At 65.8% G+C, this 14,143-nt stretch carries 17 protein-coding genes; 9 read left to right on the top strand and 8 right to left on the bottom strand.

Features of this window, described 5'->3' with window-relative positions:
• The first annotated feature begins 4 nt into the window (after window positions 1–4).
• A complete protein-coding gene (locus B9A95_RS01300) occupies window positions 5–1,111 on the top strand; it encodes an FAD-dependent oxidoreductase (protein WP_084045169.1) in 1,107 nt (368 codons plus the stop codon).
• 410 nt (window positions 1,112–1,521) lie between these two features.
• On the opposite strand, the gene B9A95_RS01295 is transcribed toward B9A95_RS01300, so the two are convergent.
• Window positions 1,522–1,752, bottom strand: a complete 231-nt coding sequence (locus tag B9A95_RS01295; RefSeq protein ID WP_084045168.1) for a hypothetical protein — start codon at window positions 1,750–1,752, stop codon at window positions 1,522–1,524.
• Between the two features lie 63 nt (window positions 1,753–1,815).
• Here B9A95_RS01295 and B9A95_RS31355 point away from each other — a divergent pair, with 63 nt between their 5' ends.
• From B9A95_RS31355 to B9A95_RS01280, 4 genes are all read left to right on the top strand, one after another.
• Window positions 1,816–2,226 (top strand): hypothetical protein, encoded by a 411-nt coding sequence (locus B9A95_RS31355; RefSeq protein WP_139806356.1) that lies wholly within the window; start codon window positions 1,816–1,818, stop codon window positions 2,224–2,226.
• 17 nt (window positions 2,227–2,243) lie between these two features.
• Window positions 2,244–3,890, top strand: a complete 1,647-nt coding sequence (locus B9A95_RS01290; protein ID WP_245808082.1) for an ABC-F family ATP-binding cassette domain-containing protein — start codon at window positions 2,244–2,246, stop codon at window positions 3,888–3,890.
• A 45-nt stretch (window positions 3,891–3,935) separates the two neighbouring features.
• A complete protein-coding gene (locus B9A95_RS34385) occupies window positions 3,936–4,325 on the top strand; it encodes a hypothetical protein (RefSeq protein ID WP_084045167.1) in 390 nt (129 codons plus the stop codon).
• A gap of 174 nt (window positions 4,326–4,499) precedes the next feature.
• Window positions 4,500–5,138 carry a cysteine hydrolase family protein gene (locus tag B9A95_RS01280; protein WP_084045166.1) on the top strand — a complete coding sequence of 213 codons (639 nt, stop codon included), beginning with the start codon at window positions 4,500–4,502 and terminating at the stop codon, window positions 5,136–5,138.
• 238 nt (window positions 5,139–5,376) lie between these two features.
• Here B9A95_RS01280 and B9A95_RS36670 read toward each other — a convergent pair whose 3' ends face one another.
• Window positions 5,377–5,601: a GrpB family protein gene (locus tag B9A95_RS36670; RefSeq protein ID WP_425429902.1), complete on the bottom strand. Its 225-nt coding sequence runs from the start codon at window positions 5,599–5,601 to the stop codon at window positions 5,377–5,379.
• Between the two features lie 118 nt (window positions 5,602–5,719).
• Entirely contained in the window at window positions 5,720–6,190 is a 471-nt protein-coding gene (locus tag B9A95_RS01275) for a hypothetical protein (RefSeq protein WP_084045165.1), read from the bottom strand.
• Window positions 6,191–6,993: 803 nt separating this feature from the next.
• Between B9A95_RS01275 and B9A95_RS01270 the strand changes: the two genes are divergently transcribed.
• The 4 genes from B9A95_RS01270 to B9A95_RS31340 all read left to right on the top strand — a co-directional run bounded on the left by B9A95_RS01270 (window position 6,994) and on the right by B9A95_RS31340 (window position 9,977).
• On the top strand, window positions 6,994–7,419 hold the full coding sequence (locus B9A95_RS01270) for a DUF8082 domain-containing protein (protein ID WP_139806355.1): 426 nt from the start codon (window positions 6,994–6,996) through the stop codon (window positions 7,417–7,419).
• A 483-nt stretch (window positions 7,420–7,902) separates the two neighbouring features.
• Window positions 7,903–8,301 (top strand): hypothetical protein, encoded by a 399-nt coding sequence (locus B9A95_RS01265; RefSeq protein ID WP_084045163.1) that lies wholly within the window; start codon window positions 7,903–7,905, stop codon window positions 8,299–8,301.
• A gap of 411 nt (window positions 8,302–8,712) precedes the next feature.
• A complete protein-coding gene (locus tag B9A95_RS01260; protein ID WP_084045162.1) occupies window positions 8,713–9,093 on the top strand; it encodes a hypothetical protein in 381 nt (126 codons plus the stop codon).
• A gap of 590 nt (window positions 9,094–9,683) precedes the next feature.
• Window positions 9,684–9,977: a hypothetical protein gene (locus tag B9A95_RS31340; protein WP_139806354.1), complete on the top strand. Its 294-nt coding sequence runs from the start codon at window positions 9,684–9,686 to the stop codon at window positions 9,975–9,977.
• A 232-nt stretch (window positions 9,978–10,209) separates the two neighbouring features.
• Here the strand turns inward: B9A95_RS31340 and B9A95_RS01245 are convergent, their stop codons facing one another.
• The 5 genes from B9A95_RS01245 to B9A95_RS34920 all read right to left on the bottom strand — a co-directional run bounded on the left by B9A95_RS01245 (window position 10,210) and on the right by B9A95_RS34920 (window position 14,137).
• Window positions 10,210–11,631 carry a hypothetical protein gene (locus B9A95_RS01245; protein WP_139806353.1) on the bottom strand — a complete coding sequence of 474 codons (1,422 nt, stop codon included), beginning with the start codon at window positions 11,629–11,631 and terminating at the stop codon, window positions 10,210–10,212.
• 45 nt (window positions 11,632–11,676) lie between these two features.
• Window positions 11,677–12,021, bottom strand: coding sequence for a hypothetical protein (locus B9A95_RS31335; RefSeq protein ID WP_139806352.1), 345 nt, complete (start codon window positions 12,019–12,021; stop codon window positions 11,677–11,679).
• A 103-nt stretch (window positions 12,022–12,124) separates the two neighbouring features.
• Complete coding sequence (locus B9A95_RS01235) at window positions 12,125–12,691, bottom strand: transposase (protein ID WP_084045157.1); 567 nt, start codon at window positions 12,689–12,691, stop codon at window positions 12,125–12,127.
• Window positions 12,692–13,136: 445 nt separating this feature from the next.
• A complete protein-coding gene (locus B9A95_RS34925) occupies window positions 13,137–13,391 on the bottom strand; it encodes a hypothetical protein (RefSeq protein WP_245808081.1) in 255 nt (84 codons plus the stop codon).
• Between the two features lie 431 nt (window positions 13,392–13,822).
• The gene (locus B9A95_RS34920; protein ID WP_245808080.1) at window positions 13,823–14,137 is read right to left on the bottom strand and encodes a hypothetical protein; all 315 of its coding nucleotides are present in this window, start codon (window positions 14,135–14,137) and stop codon (window positions 13,823–13,825) included.
• Between the last annotated feature and the right edge of the window lie 6 nt (window positions 14,138–14,143).

Raw genomic sequence — 14,143 nt, 5'->3', positions numbered from 1 at the left:
TTTCATGGCTGAGCTGTCCGCGCCGCGCCGCCTCTCTCCTCCCGGCGCAGCCCTCAAGGTGGACGTCGCCGTGATCGGCGCGGGCCAGGCCGGGCTATCCGCGGCCTATCACCTTCAGACGCTGGGGCAGCGCCGCTTCGTGGTCCTTGACGCCGGGTCTTCACCGGGTGGAGCATGGCCCTTTCGCTGGCCGGGCCTCACGCTGAGCACCGTCAACCGCATCCACGACCTGCCAGGCCTGGCCTTCTCCGACACGCTGGGTCCCGACGAGACGCAGGTCCAGGCCAGCGTCACGGTGCCGCACTATTTCGAGGTGTATGAGCGCACCTTCGACCTGCCGGTCCGGCGCCCCGTACGGGTCACGCGCGTGACTTCCCACGGCGAGCGGTTGAAGGTCGAGACGGACCGGGGAGACTTCTCGGCGCGCGGCATCATCAGCGCCACCGGAACGTGGGAAGCGCCTTTTATCCCAGATATTCCTGGGGCGGACCGCTTCAAGGGCCGGCAGCTCCACACCCGCGACTACCGCACGGCCGGGGAGTTCACCGGGCAGCACGTGATCGTTGTGGGTGGGGGAATTTCCGCGGTGCAGCTGCTGGACGAGGTCTCTCGGGTGGCGACGACGACCTGGGTGACGCGCCGGGAACCCGTGTTCCGCGAGGGGCCTTTCGGTGATGACGCGGGCCGCGCGGCGGTGGCCCTGGTCGAGGACCGGGTGCGGCGCGGCCTGCCACCCGAGTCGGTGGTGTCGGTCACCGGACTGCCCATGACTCCGGCCATCCGCGCCATGCAGGCCCGCGGCGCCCTGCAGCGCCTCCCGATGTTCAGCGAGATCACGGAAATCGGCGTGCGCTGGCCGGACGGGACCGAGGTTGGCGCAGATGTGATCTTGTGGTGCACTGGCTTTCGCAGCGCCCTTGATCACCTCGCGCCTCTGGGGCTGCGAGAGGCGTCGGGCGGCGTCCAGATGACGGGCCGCCTGGCGACGCAAGTGGCGCGGGATCCAAGGATTCACCTCGTCGGGTATGGTCCGTCCGCCTCGACCATCGGAGCCAACCGCGCTGGTCGCGCCGCCGCGACGGAGTTGCTGACCTTCCTCGGCTTGAGGTGAACGGGGAAAAGCTTGTGCGAATCCGCTGCCACACTGGGCCAGTGGCGGCTCCCAGGATCAGCAGAGAGCACGTCAAGACCACCGCCTTGGTCTTGACCACGACCTGGCTGCGGCTGAACCCTTCCCAGAACTGGCGTCGCGGACCAGGAGGACGTCGCAGAACGCTCGGAGCCGCGCCCTGGCAGGACGAAGCGTGTCCTGACAGCTCTGAATCAACGGGCTGCCGCTTCCCCTTCAGGCAGGGCTTGTTCGATGGGGGCTTCCCGGTCCCCCGCCAATCTTTCGAGCTTCAGTGCTTCACGCTGTTCTGCCTGAATTTCTCCTCCTGCGTGGAATCAGTATGCTTTTAAATGCAACTGGGCGCGGCGCCGGGGCCGGCCCACATCCAGGGGAGCGGGGGGCTGCCAGGGTCAGCTGCACCTGCGGAGGGAATACGCAGCCACCTGCTTCCCGGCGGGCGTCAGGGCGACCGCACCCAGACTGCTGGCGCTGGCCGGGTTCGGGCCGAGCCACGCCACGTTGCGCACACCGGTGGAGGTGTTGAGCCACTGCGGCGGGGGCAGGCGCTTCCGGGTGCTCAGCTCCCACACGGGGGAAGGGGTGTTGCCGTTCGCCAGCAGGAAGCGGCCATCCGCGCTCAAGGCGAGGCGTTCCGTCCAGTCAGCCTACAGCCCTTCCAGAATTTCCATGAAGGTCTGGACATCGTGCGGGGCTCTCCCCTGCCGCTGGGCATGAACCTCACCCGGAAGGGCGTGAATGTCCGCGCGCCCCTGCGCGTGGCCGGGCGGGGGCGCGGCCCGCCCGATGACGCCGCGTTTGAGACGATCATCCCCGGAGCGGTGCTGGCCCGAATCGCCCTCGTGACACCCCTGCTCGCCCGCTTCTCCATGAACGCTCCGACCGGCGCGGGACGCTGGGGCTGGTCACGGGCACCCTCGGCTTTACCTTTTTTCCGGTGGCCGCCTGGTGACCCCCTGTGCATTCGGCGTATTGCTCCGGGTCCCGTCCCCGCCGTAAGGTGCGGCCAAGATGCCCAGCCGCATACGCTAAGCCCCTTCAGACCCCTGGCCCAAGCCCCGAACCCCCTTCTATGGATGCGGTTCGGCCTGACCTGATCTGAGGGAGAAGCACCTTGAGCGTCATCCTGTCCCACGTCTCCATGACCTACGGAGACGACCACCTCTACGCGGGCGTCACCTTCGAGTTGCACCGCGCTGACCGCGTGGCCCTGCTGGGCCGCAACGGCAGCGGCAAGACCACCCTCCTGCGCCTGATCGGGGGCGCACTCACTCCCACCGCCGGCCACATCACCACCGCTGGACGCCTGGCCTATCTGCCGCAATTCACCGACCTGCCGGAGGTTCCGCTGCTGGACGCCGTTCGTCCCCCAGCCCTGGATGAAGCGCTCCAGCAGCTCCGGCTGGCCGAGTCGGGCCTGACCGACCCTACCCACGAAGTCCTGAACGTTTACGGCGCGGCGGAGGAGACCTACCGCTTGCTCGGGGGCTACGACTTCGATCAGCGGGCGGCGGAAGTGCTCCATGAACTCGAACTCAATCCAGGTTGGAACGCCGAACGGCTGTCCGGTGGGCAGCGCCGCCGCACCCTGCTCGCCCGGCTCCTGCTGACCCCGGCGGACACGTACCTGCTTGACGAGCCGACCAACCACCTCGACTGGCCCAGCCTGGAATGGCTCGAAGGCTGGGTGCAGGCCAGCCCCGCCGCCTTCCTGATCGTCTCGCACGACCGCGCCTTTCTGGACGCCACCGTTACCCGCTGCGCCGAACTCGAACGCGGGGAATTGCGCGAGTATCCCGGCAATTACACCGAGGCGATAGCGGTCAAACGAAACCTCCGAGAAGCCCGTGAGCGGCAGTATCAGGCCCATCAACGCAAGGCGCAGTCGCTCGAACAGGAGCGCGTGAACGTGCAGCAGCGGGCAGCGAGTACAGACCGCTACAACCACAAGCGCAAGAAGCCGGGGAACAAGAAGTTCGCAAAGATGCGCGCGCAGGACGTGGCGCGGACTCTTGCCCGGCGGGCGAAGGCGCTCGAACAGCGACTGGACCGCATGGAAGCCCCCAAGCGGCTGCTCACCGAACCCAATCTGGTTCGCGTGGCCCTGAGCGGTGGAGCGGACGGACCCCACGATGTGCTGGGCCTCAGCAACGTGGCCCTGGCCGTAGGAGATAGACCTCTCCTGCAGGGCCTGACCGCCCATGTCAGGCGTGGGGAAAAGGTTGCCGTGGTCGGTCCGAACGGCAGCGGGAAGAGCACCTTGCTGCGCGCCCTTCTCGGGCAGCTGGAGCCGTCAGGCGGTGAGCTGCGCCGCGCAGAGCTGGCCGTGCAGTGGTCCGGTCAGCACGGCGAGGAACTCGCGGCCTTTTCGACGCAGCGCGAGGCCTTGCTGGCCGCCGACGACTGCCTGACGCCGCAGCGGATGTACGAGGTCCTCGCCCCTCTAGGCCTTCCCCGGAACCTGGAACACCGTGTGCAGGATTTATCAGGAGGGCAGCGGACCCGGCTGTCGCTCGCCCGGCTGAGCCTGACGGCAGCGCAGTTGCTGATTCTGGACGAACCGACGAACCACCTTGACCATGCGGCCATCGAGAGCCTGCAAGCGGTCTTGCAGTCGTATTCAGGAACGCTGATCTTCGCGTCACATGACCGGCAACTGGTCGCCGATGTGGCCACCCGGTACTGGTGGCTGGAAGAGGGAGAGCTCAGGGACGTGACGGACCTCGGGCTGGAGACACGCGGGAACGGCGGCACTCCATGAGGGTTCGCCCGGCGCGGCAGGCATTCCGCTGCCTGGGAAAGCCCGATGCGCCCCGACTCCGGTGACCCTGCCATCAACCGGTCCAACCCGCTCCCAGTCCTCGCGCGCTGCAGGCAGCTTCCTTCCGGCGTGCAGGTCGCTGCGCAGGTCCCCCGGCTGCAGCAACTGCGGTCCGTGCCTGGATCTTTTCGCACCCGGCACGGGCATCACCTCGACCTGGACCGGCAGCGCCACCGCCGCCAACACCATCGGCGGCACCAGCGTGGCGCCCCCCACGTCGCCGGTCCGGCAATCCTGGCCTGTACCCCCAGCCATACCGCCGCCCAGGTCGCCAATGCCCTCCCCGGCAACGCAACGACCGGCAAAGTGACGAACGCGGTTACGGGGAGTCCCAACCGTCTCCGCACCCGCCGGGCACGCAGGGTGCGGGCGTAAAGGCAGAACGCGAGGTGATGCGGGGAGTCGGCGCCGACTCCCCCTTTCTCAGGTCATGCCCCCGCTGACCTGATCCCTGCGCGGGGAAGGCGGGTCATGTGGAGTTCCCCCTTTCCTCGGGCTCGGCACTCAAGTTAGGCTGCGCTTGGGAGAGGCTCGCCCAGGAGGCAGTTCATGAAACTTGAACCGATCAAAACGGCCGTGGTGCTCATCGAGTACCAGAACGACTTCACCACCGAAGGTGGCGCGCTGCACGGCGCTGTGAAGGACGTGATGTCATCCACCGACATGCTGGAGAACACCCGTAAGGTGGTTGGGCAGGCCCGCGCCGCCGGAGTGCGCGTCTTGCATGTGCCGATCTCCTTCGCGCCAGGCTACGGCGAAATTACCCGCAATCCCTACGGCATCCTCAAGGGCGTGGTGGACAACAATGCCTTCGTGAAGGGCTCGTGGGGCGCGCAGATCGTGGACAGCCTGGCACCGCAGGAAGGCGACATCGTGGTGGAAGGCAAGCGCGGCCTGGATGCCTTCGCGAGTACCAACCTCGACTTCATCCTGCGTAGCCTGGGCATCGAGAACATGGCGCTGGCCGGTTTCCTCACCAACTGCTGCGTGGAGTCGACCATGCGCACCGGCTACGAGCACGGCTTCAACGTCGTGACCCTGACCGACTGCGTCGCCGCCACCAGCGACGAAGAGCACCGCAACGCCATCAACAAGGACTATCCCATGTTCTCGCGTCCCATGCGCAGCGACGAGTTCCTGACGACCCTGCAGGGCGCCGAGCTGGCCGAAACGAGCCGCGGTTACTGAAGGGTCAGTGCGGGGAGCGAGGGAAATAGCGTCCCTCGCTCTTCTGCAGCGCGCGGTCCGCGCGCGGGGAACAGCTTAGAGACAGGCCTCAAGCCGGTGGGGCGGGATCTCCCAGTGGTGCCAAGCACTTGAGCGTCAGGGCTGAAACTGCGCGTAGCCATGCACCTGTTTTGCCTGGCGAAGGACCGGTGCAGCAAAGTCCGGCTTCACCCCGTTGTACGCCCCACGCTGGTGCTGGTCAACCGGGGCGAACTGGCATATTGAGGGCGCCGTCGGCCTGCGCTTCTTCAGGGCGTGTACGTAGATGGCCGCGGAACAGGAGGTGGTGCAGATTGGGTGTATCCACTGAGCAGACGTACGGGCGATGGCGTTTCCCCGTTCGTTGTTTGAATACTTCGCGCCCCGGCACCTCCTGGTTCTCAGCGTGCCTAGGGCTATAGCCGAGTGCCCCGAGACGTCGGATTCCCTCTGGCGCAACTCCTCCCCGGCGTGCGGCCTGGTACCAGCGAGAAGATCCAGACTTCGGCAGGCACGGAGGTCAGCGACAAGGCAAGGTTGCCAGCAGCCTTGCGTTTCCTCCGCTACTTGACGATGACGCCGATGTTGATGAGACCGCTGGGGGCGTATTGCGAATTCACCTTCCTGACGCCCACGTAGACCGTTTTGAGCGTGGTGCTCGGCTGGGCGTTTGCCGAGGCGGTCAGCGTGACCTGCGCGGTGTTCCCGGTGAAGGGCTCTCGGCTCCCGGTAACGGTCAGGGTGCCGTCGGGAGAGCGGCCCAGCACGTCGGAGGCTACGGCGTCCGTGCCGGTGTAGAGCAAGTAGAGCGGTTCGCTCTCGGCGATCCCGTTGCGCCCGATGGTGACCGTGACGGTGAGGCGCTCGCCAGGAGCGAGGGTCACGGGCTGCGCACCAGGGAGGCCGCCCCCCGGCTGGCTTTCACTGGGCGTGGGCGCAAGGCAGGCGGGGAGGTTCTGGCAGGCCTCCTGATTGCAGGAGGCCAGGCTTCCAGCGGTGCCGAGAAGCAGGAGGGCAAGGGCGAGCCGGTTCATCAATCTCCATGGTAAGCAGCTTGCAGGTAAAGGCTGGGGCTTCTTGCCTGCGTGTCCCAGCTCCCTGGTGTGCGCGCCGACCTCCTCATGGCAGGGGCGAGGATGACGCTGCTCCCCCCATTTGTTTCTGTGAGCTACGGGGTCGCCGTGATGAACGTTTGCCCCCTCTTCTCTGTAAGCCCGGGAAAGGGTGTCCTTTCGTTCCCAAAGGCAGACGTGGTTGACGAATGGCTGGCAGCCTGAGTGGACTGGGGCCGCCAGGGAACGCAGGAGTGGCAGCGCATTGACCTATGGCAACGGCCCTGCGCAGGGGGCTTGGTGCCCACGCCGTGGACAGGGGCGAAGCGCTGGTGCAGGACGCCGCATTCCCGTGGAGGACTCAACCCTCACGGTGCCGGCCCGGGTGCCCGGCGGTACCCGTCCTTGAGCCGCGTCAGCAATGCCTTGCCAATCCGAATTGCGCCCCGATTCCCCCGGTCCAGACACCTGGCGGCGGCACTCGACCGACTGGACCGAGTCACCTGGTCACGTGGTGACCGTGCCGTTGCGCCGGCAAGGGTGGGCGAGCAAGGAGCCCTGTCCTACACGGCACCCCAGTGCCCTGCCCACGGATCCTCCACCAGCGCCTGGCATCGTCCAGCACCACCAGGTGGACGTGCCGTAGTCGGCATGAACGCGCTCCGACAGTCAGTACATGCAACAGTGATGGATATCGCGCCCGTTGCCCTTGGTGGAAGGCTCCTGCCAGTTTTAAATCGGCAGATTGGCCTTGCCGCCTTACAGGGCCGACGTATGCTGAGAACGTGACGACACGCGCTCTGGATGCTGCACTCCCGAACTGGCCGACTGGACTTCGAGATGAAGTTCCCCTTCCGTTTAGCCTTTGGCGGGTCATGCATTTCGTGAATGGGCAGCGGGGGATGGAAGACATAGCTCGGCTGTCTGGCCTCCCCACTGAGGAGTTGACGTCGGTGATGGAGCAGGCCGCGCAACTGGCAGACCGGGCAAGACAACGCGCGCAACCCATTACGCCTGCGCAACTGGCGGTGCTCCGCCAATGCCTGCTTGCGGTGGTGGGACCTATCGGGTTGGTCATCCTCGAAGACGCACTGGAGGACCTGGGGGAGGTGGTGGCCCTTGGGACGGTCATGTCGCATGTCGCTCAAGACATACCGCAAAAGCAAATGCAGGCCTTCGTTCATCAGCTTCGTCAAAACGGTCTCGCGTAACTTCAAGTCATGCCGAGGTATGGGTGCTGAAATTGAGTTGAGGCCCGCCCTCAAGGGGAATGTCCGGTGGAGCGAGGCCTCCAAAACTCGCGTCAGGTACCTGAGGGGGTCCGGGTGCAGGGGCGGGGGAGGTGATGGGGGAAGGTGGAGGGCTGGCCGTGGAAGTATATGCATTGGGAAGCTATTTCAACCTCCCCACCGCCCTGCCCTCTCCCCCTTCTTCGAAGCCGCCTGGTGCCAGCGGCAAAGGCGTGTGGCCCAGCCGGTTTGTTCGCTGAGTCTTCTTTCTGTTCAGGGGGACAGGGCAGGGCGAACTCCACACCCAGCCGATACTTTGCGCCGCCCAGGTCGCGTCCTTCCAACTCCAGAACGCCAAGCTCCGGCTGCTGAACTCCCGCCACCCAGAATCGGGGCAGGCCCGCTGAGCGGCTCTACCGCGGACCGGCCGGCACAGGAGCCGCTGACGCCCTGGCTTTCACTGTGATGCACCAGGCCGATCTTGACCCTGACATGCTGACCCACTTCGGCTTTATGGAAGACTGGGTAGAGGCGGGCCTGCTCACACGGCATGTGCTTGACGCACTCTCGGCGCAGTGGGCGCAGGGCGGCAATCCCAAACTGGAACATTCCCGGTGGTCGGCATTCCATCAATACATGCGGGGAAACCCGACCTTGATTCTGGCTCAGTTTGACTGCTTATGGAAGCTCGGCCGCGCAGATGCAGACCCGGCGATGGGACACGCCATCCTGTGCGAGCTTGTTCGTCGGCACGACTGCCCAAGCGTGTTGCTCGAGCGGGTCGCCGTGTCCCGACATGGTGTCCTGGCGCGGAAAAGCTGCCAGGTTCTGGCCTCACGGCCTGAGAACCTCCCCGGAGGGTAAGGAAGCGTGCCAATCCAGCCCGCGTGGCGGGAACGCCCGCATAGCGCGCCACCCACCTCCCTGTGCAGACCTCCCCATACCGCTCCGTGCGGCCGCCACCTGTAGACACAGCATCGGCCTTGTAACGCTGAAATCACGCCTGGCAACCTAAGCTCACAGGGAGGAGGAGATGGGTATGCCCATATTGCGCCGTTTTCAATTGTTTGGAGCGCTGCTCGCCCTGACAGTTATGCCTGTCGCAGGGAATGTCCAGGCAGCTCCCGCCGGCTTTAACCTCGCTCAACTGAAACGCGCCATCACGGCCAATGCCCGCCTTGCTGATCTACCAGGCTCGACCCGACTGTCGAATGATGAGCTGAGCGCCTACCAGAGACCTATGCAAAAGAGCAGTTTGCCCGGGAGTACAAGAGCATGCAGGGAGTACCAGGCACAGAGGGTCAGGCTGAGGATGAGTACGTCGCTCAGGGAAACCGGTATGGCCTGGTGAAGGTGCTCGGTCTCCTGAACCCCACACCGCATGGCACGTTACATGAGGTTCTTGAGCACGCAGAGGGACTCGCAGAGGCGCTCAACCGTGCTGCGGGCAATGGTGGGGAGACCATCACGGCCTCTGTCGTGCCGTACGGTCCAGGGTTGGTGGGTGTTGAGCAACGGTACCGGAGAAAGAACGAGGAGAACGGGATCATCACCGTGTTCGTCGGCGGGCGGTACGTGGTTGAAGTGCAGTCCTCCGAGTCGAGGGGGGCACGCGCTGGAATGGTCGAGAGAGGCCGTGAAGGACAACGCCCTTGATGTGCTGGCCCACGCTTCACGTTCCATGGTTGACATGCCGGCCAAAATGAAGACACTACGCAAGCAAGTGGAGGGGGCGGTCAGGACCCTGTGGCCCAGGCGTCCTGCAGGCCCCCTGAAGGTGGGTCAGCTGGCGAAACTGCTTCCCAGCCGGGTTGGCGACTTCCGGCCTCACCAGGCGTTTTCCGTCCCGGATCCCGTACTGTCCGCGGTGGAGCAGTTGTACCAAAAAGGCATGAAGCAACTGCAGCTGGCCCTGACCGACTCCGCGGGGCTGCCAGGTCGCTGGCCAGACCCCCTCCTGGGTGCGGTGGGACCAGGCCACGGGCTCTACCCCCATCCGACTATGCTTTACATTCCAAATCCTCCTGTGCTGCTGCAGCCCGCGCGGGATGTCATGGGCTACCAGTGGAGTTTCGTGACAGCCGGCCGCCTGGTTGTCGCCGCGAAGTTGTACGTAGCTGGACGGTTCGCACTGAAGATCACGGCGCAATCTGAGCGTGATTTGCAGGCTGCGCTTCAAGCGATGTCCCTCCAGCACTTGCGGGTACTGAGCCGGACGGGAATGGGGTACATCGGTCACCGTACTGATGGGTGGCGGAGGCGCGGCCAGGGGGCTGCCTCTACCTGAGCGTGTACATGACGTTCTGCCGGAAGTCCTGACGCCTGCCCAGTGCATACCCTGGACGCCACCGCGCGAGGTCCTGAGCGTGTGGGTCTTCCCCGATCGTCAGGCCGCACTGAAGGCCCTCGTGGATGAATGGCAGACTTCGGGCAGCTTTACTGGCATCAAGCCTGGGACTGTGCTGGAGCACCTGACGCAGGATCTGCTCAGCGAGGAAGGCCGCGCGAAGGTCCGGCGCGAGCGTCTCCACAGGGAATAGGCAGCTTCTCACCCAGTTTGAACCCGTCATGGACCTGCAGACGCTGGTCGTGATCGAGAACAACGCGCTTATTCATACGGGCGCGTCGTGGCTGCATGTGCCCCAGTACGTGTTGCCCTCGGAAGTCCTGCCCCTGCTCCTGTTCACGCGGTCTTGTTCGGCCGTTCCGTACAGGACTGCAGGTCTGCTGGCCCACCGTCCCCGCCCTCGGGGAACTGCGGCCCCCGAACCCTTACGGCAACGGTCTCCCGCCCACTGCCTGACCACCCATCTGCGGCGACTTGCGGAAGAACAGGTCGCCGCCGCTCCCCCCCGAGCGCAGCACCAACTCGCTCGAGTTCCCTGGTCCCGGCTGCACGCCAACCAGCTGCGTTTCGGTTGTGGCTGGGAGCGTCCCCCAGCGGTTGAAGTCCGGCTGGCAGGTGTCGATCTCGCGGAACGCGCCGCGCTTCACCTTGAAGGTCAGGGACGCGCCGGACACCGTGACCGTCCCGACCCGCTCAACCGTGCTCAGCGCCGCGCAGTTCTCGCTCTGGAAGTCTTGAGTGAACGTCACCGAGCGGAAGCTGCCATCCGGGCGGATCAGCAGGTCCACGTCCTCCCTGACCTGCGTGGGGGTCCAGTCCCACCCGGCCTGCACGGTCGCGCCGCCGAACACCACACTGGTGCTCAAGCCCTGCGTCAGGCGGCGCACACGATTCTGTGTGGTCCAGCGGCCTGTCAGGGGGGGCAGCGCGGTCTTCTTGAAGATGGCGTCGGGCGCCGGCGGGCGTTTTGGAGCGACGCGGGTCTGCGTGCTGAGCTCTGCTGCCGGCGCCAGGGTCAGGGTGATGTTGCTGTAGCCCGGGCGCGTGAACTGAAAATTATCCCGGGCAGAGTTCAGATACGTGCCCATCAGATCCGGAGCGTCCACTTCGCCGTTTCCGTTGATGTCCGCCCACGCGAGCAAATGATGGCCCTCGTCCACCAGCCCGTCAAGGCGCCAGCGGGCGTGTCGGCCAGTGAGACTCACCTGCGTTGCCGCGTAACAATCTTCGGTGCCGTAGAGGCAAGCCAGCACCACCACCCCGCGCACGTCGTAGCCGAGCGGCACGATCACCGTGCCGGTGAGCGGCCGCGTGCCGCGCGCCTGCACGCCGAGATTCTCCGACATCGCAGCAGCTTTTGCGGTGACGTTCGGGGCGGCGCTGGCCGCTCCGCTGAGGAACGGATCTGCGACACCGTCCTGCCGGCGCGTCCAGATCACCGCGTCCTGGTATGGCGCGCGAACCGTTGCGGCGCGCAGGCCATCCACCGAGTACGCGCCGTACAAGTCACCCTTATCCAGGTGGCCGTTGCCGTTCTCGTCCTTCCACGCCACCACGCCGTGTAGGCCGCTCGGCACGTCGGTAAACGTGAACGCGGCCGAACTGCCGTCCTGACGCGTGAGCTGCTGTGAGAGCTGCGTGCCGGGTACGCAACTCTCGCGTGCACCGAGCTCACACACGAACACCCAGGTGCCGCGCACGTCGTGCTTGAGGGGCACGTGTACCGCCCCTGTCACGGTTGCGGCGCCCGCATGGGCAGCGAGCAGCCCTGCGAGCAGCGCGAGTCGCAGTGTCCAACGAGGCGGGCAGGGGGCACTGAGAGACCGGCTGGACAGGATTCGGGTCATGGGAGGACGGTACGTCACGCCTCAGGACACGGGAATGTCGCGGAGCTACAGGCCGGCGTGGTCGCCCTTCGCGCTGGCAACATCCTGATCTCCGCCTGCGCTGCGTACGGTGGGCGAGCAAACCAAACGGCGGTGCACGCCACCGCCGCAGAAGACCTCACGCATCAACCGATTCCACCTGTATGGAAGCCGACCGCGCGGCGCCTGCCCGGACCTGCTCTGAAAGATGTGTTGAGTGGTGCGGCGGGGGCCGAGTTTGCGCCTGAGGCAGGCGGTCAACTCGACGAAGCCCAGATCCAGGTCTTGACGCTTCTCCCAGCGCGTCTGGATGCGGCGGAAACGGTTAAACCAACGGTGGCCCACCTCGACCTTCTTGGGCAGAACGGACACGCCTGCCCGGACCCACCGCCGTGGTGGATGGCGTCGTGGATCACCAGGAGCAGGAATGGGCTGGCCGGCCACCCTCTTTCTGGGGACAGGCGCGACCAGGCCTTCATCCAGGGCTAAGGCGCGCCCTTCCCACGGCCGAGCAGCAGATGTCGCGGTTCCTGCCCACGTAGAGCAGGAACCGACGAGGGCCCCGGTAAGCAGGCATCTTGCCGTCATGCCGGTTGGCCCCAGAGGGTACGGCCGAGAGCGGAATACCTTTGGCGTCGGTGAGCAGCGTTCGTTTGGACCTGGCTTTCCCCCGGTCGGTGGGGTTGCTGCCCGTGGCTTCCGGGACGCCAGCGCCCCCCTTTTTCCCACGGGGCTTTGACCATGCTCCCGTCGTCGGCTTGCCCCATTCCCAATCGGTCCCCAACGCCTGGTCGTCCTCTTCGAGCACGAGGGCCCAGGCTGCGCGAAGGCGTTCGTGTTCTCCCCAGGCGCAGAACCGCTCGTGGACCGTGGATTTCGGGCCGTATCGCCGGGGGAGTTGACTCCACTGGCTTCCGGTTCGCGCCAGCCAGATGGGGCCGCTAAAGATCGAGTGGACATCCCGCATGGAACGCCCGCTCTTTTTCCTGGGTGTGCTGATGACCAGCACAGGGGCCAAACGCAGCCAGAACCCGTCCGACATCTCCCACAGGGTGTTCTGGCCACTGATCTTGATGCCCTTGAGTCGTCGTCACCGGCCTAAAGCAGCCTCTTCCGGAGAGGCTCTCGGCAGAGGACCTGCCCGCAAGCACGGCAACTGCTCAGTTCCGAGCTGCGCACGGCACTTTGGGCCGGCCTTCAGATCAGGGGTCGCGGCGTGGCAGGGCCCGCACAGCGGGCTGCTGGGGCCGTAGATTAGCGCTGACGCCGGGCCGAACGTCGTGGGGGTTCAGTGCTTCCCGCGTACCCGACCCGCGGAGGCCCGTGAAGATGACTGCGGCGCTGAGCGGAATCAGCAGGATGAGTCTGAGCGCCCGAGCAGGGTGCCGGCACCCCCAACACTGCCGGGGCCAGCAGCGCCGCGACGTCGGGCGGCGTAACGGAGAACAGGCAGCGGGCACCCGCCCCGGTGGTGCTCCCCGGGGGCTTCATCGGGCGGCCTTTACATCGAAGGTAAAGGTGCGCCCGGACTCGTCAGTAAGCAGCAGGCTGTCCCCACCGACAGTGGCGGGCAGCTCAAAGTAGAAGCGCACGCGGGCTTCCTCGCCGCGCGCCAGCTTTCCGCTCGCGCTTTCGTCACGGCTGGCTTTCAGGAGCGCCTGGTTGTACGCGACCTGCTCGCCGTCTGCGTTCCGCAGGGTCGCTTTGAAGTCTGCCCAGTAGTAGGTCGTGTCGCGCGGCAAGTTGTTCTTGATGGTGAAGGTCGCCGTGAGGTACCGGCGGCCGGCGCGTGCCCGCCGAGCGCTTCGGTGGTGAACCGGACTTCATCCAGGCGCACGTCAAACCATTTCATGGCCGTAAACTTTCCAGACTGCGCGGGAATGCGGGCGAGCGCGGTTGCGCCACTGGGATCCGACGGGTCCGCGGCAGGAGCGCTCAGTGGCCTCGTTTGCGTCCGCAGGTCGTAGCGCAGCACCGGCGCGCCGCTCTCGCGCTGCACGGTGAGTTTGGGAACAGGGCCGCTGGCAGGCACCACGATGGCGGTCATCACATCGGTCTTCTGGGCCGGCCTGAGGCTGAGTTCGAGCTTGTCGGTGGTGCCTTTGCGGGCGACGGCCTGAATGAATTCGTGGTTACGGTCCTGCGCGTCCACGGCAGTGAAGGTCAGGTCCGCTCAGGAGTAGCGCGCGGCGCTCTTCTGTGGATTCTGGACGGTGTCGCGTAAGACCAGCAGCTTCTCGTCAGCTTTGGCGTAGTAGATCTCGCTGCCGATGACCACGCGGTCGGTGCTGTACTCGGCGCTGTTCAGCGTGAAGTTCAGCGGACTCTGCTTCCCGAGGGTGAAGGTCTGACCGAGACGGGCGTTCTGGCCGTCGAGTTGTTTGGTGCCCTGCACGACCGGCGCCGCGGCTTTGGCAGTCGCTGCGAGCGCCGGCGTGCCGGTGATCAGGGCCAGGGTCAGGGCGGACATCAGCAGTGGATGACGCATGGGAGT

Origin of the sequence: Deinococcus hopiensis KR-140, from assembly GCF_900176165.1 — a bacterium.
GTDB lineage: Bacteria > Deinococcota > Deinococci > Deinococcales > Deinococcaceae > Deinococcus > Deinococcus hopiensis.
Note: the sequence above shows the minus strand (reverse complement) of the source record. Positions and strands in the feature narration are given on the sequence as shown.

Excerpts from the sequence above, each read along its gene's own strand:
- B9A95_RS01300 (WP_084045169.1), top strand. The coding sequence starts at position 5 with ATGGCTGAGCTGTCCGCGCCGCGCCGCCTCTCTCCTCCCGGCGCAGCC.
- B9A95_RS34385 (WP_084045167.1), top strand. The coding sequence starts at position 3,936 with ATGCGCCCCGACTCCGGTGACCCTGCCATCAACCGGTCCAACCCGCTC.
- B9A95_RS01280 (WP_084045166.1), top strand. The coding sequence starts at position 4,500 with ATGAAACTTGAACCGATCAAAACGGCCGTGGTGCTCATCGAGTACCAG.
- B9A95_RS01275 (WP_084045165.1), bottom strand. The coding sequence starts at position 6,190 with ATGAACCGGCTCGCCCTTGCCCTCCTGCTTCTCGGCACCGCTGGAAGC.
- B9A95_RS01265 (WP_084045163.1), top strand. The coding sequence starts at position 7,903 with ATGCACCAGGCCGATCTTGACCCTGACATGCTGACCCACTTCGGCTTT.
- B9A95_RS01260 (WP_084045162.1), top strand. The coding sequence starts at position 8,713 with ATGCAGGGAGTACCAGGCACAGAGGGTCAGGCTGAGGATGAGTACGTC.
- B9A95_RS31340 (WP_139806354.1), top strand. The coding sequence starts at position 9,684 with ATGGGTGGCGGAGGCGCGGCCAGGGGGCTGCCTCTACCTGAGCGTGTA.
- B9A95_RS01245 (WP_139806353.1), bottom strand. The coding sequence starts at position 11,631 with ATGACCCGAATCCTGTCCAGCCGGTCTCTCAGTGCCCCCTGCCCGCCT.
- B9A95_RS01235 (WP_084045157.1), bottom strand. The coding sequence starts at position 12,691 with ATGTCGGACGGGTTCTGGCTGCGTTTGGCCCCTGTGCTGGTCATCAGC.
- B9A95_RS34920 (WP_245808080.1), bottom strand. The coding sequence starts at position 14,137 with ATGCGTCATCCACTGCTGATGTCCGCCCTGACCCTGGCCCTGATCACC.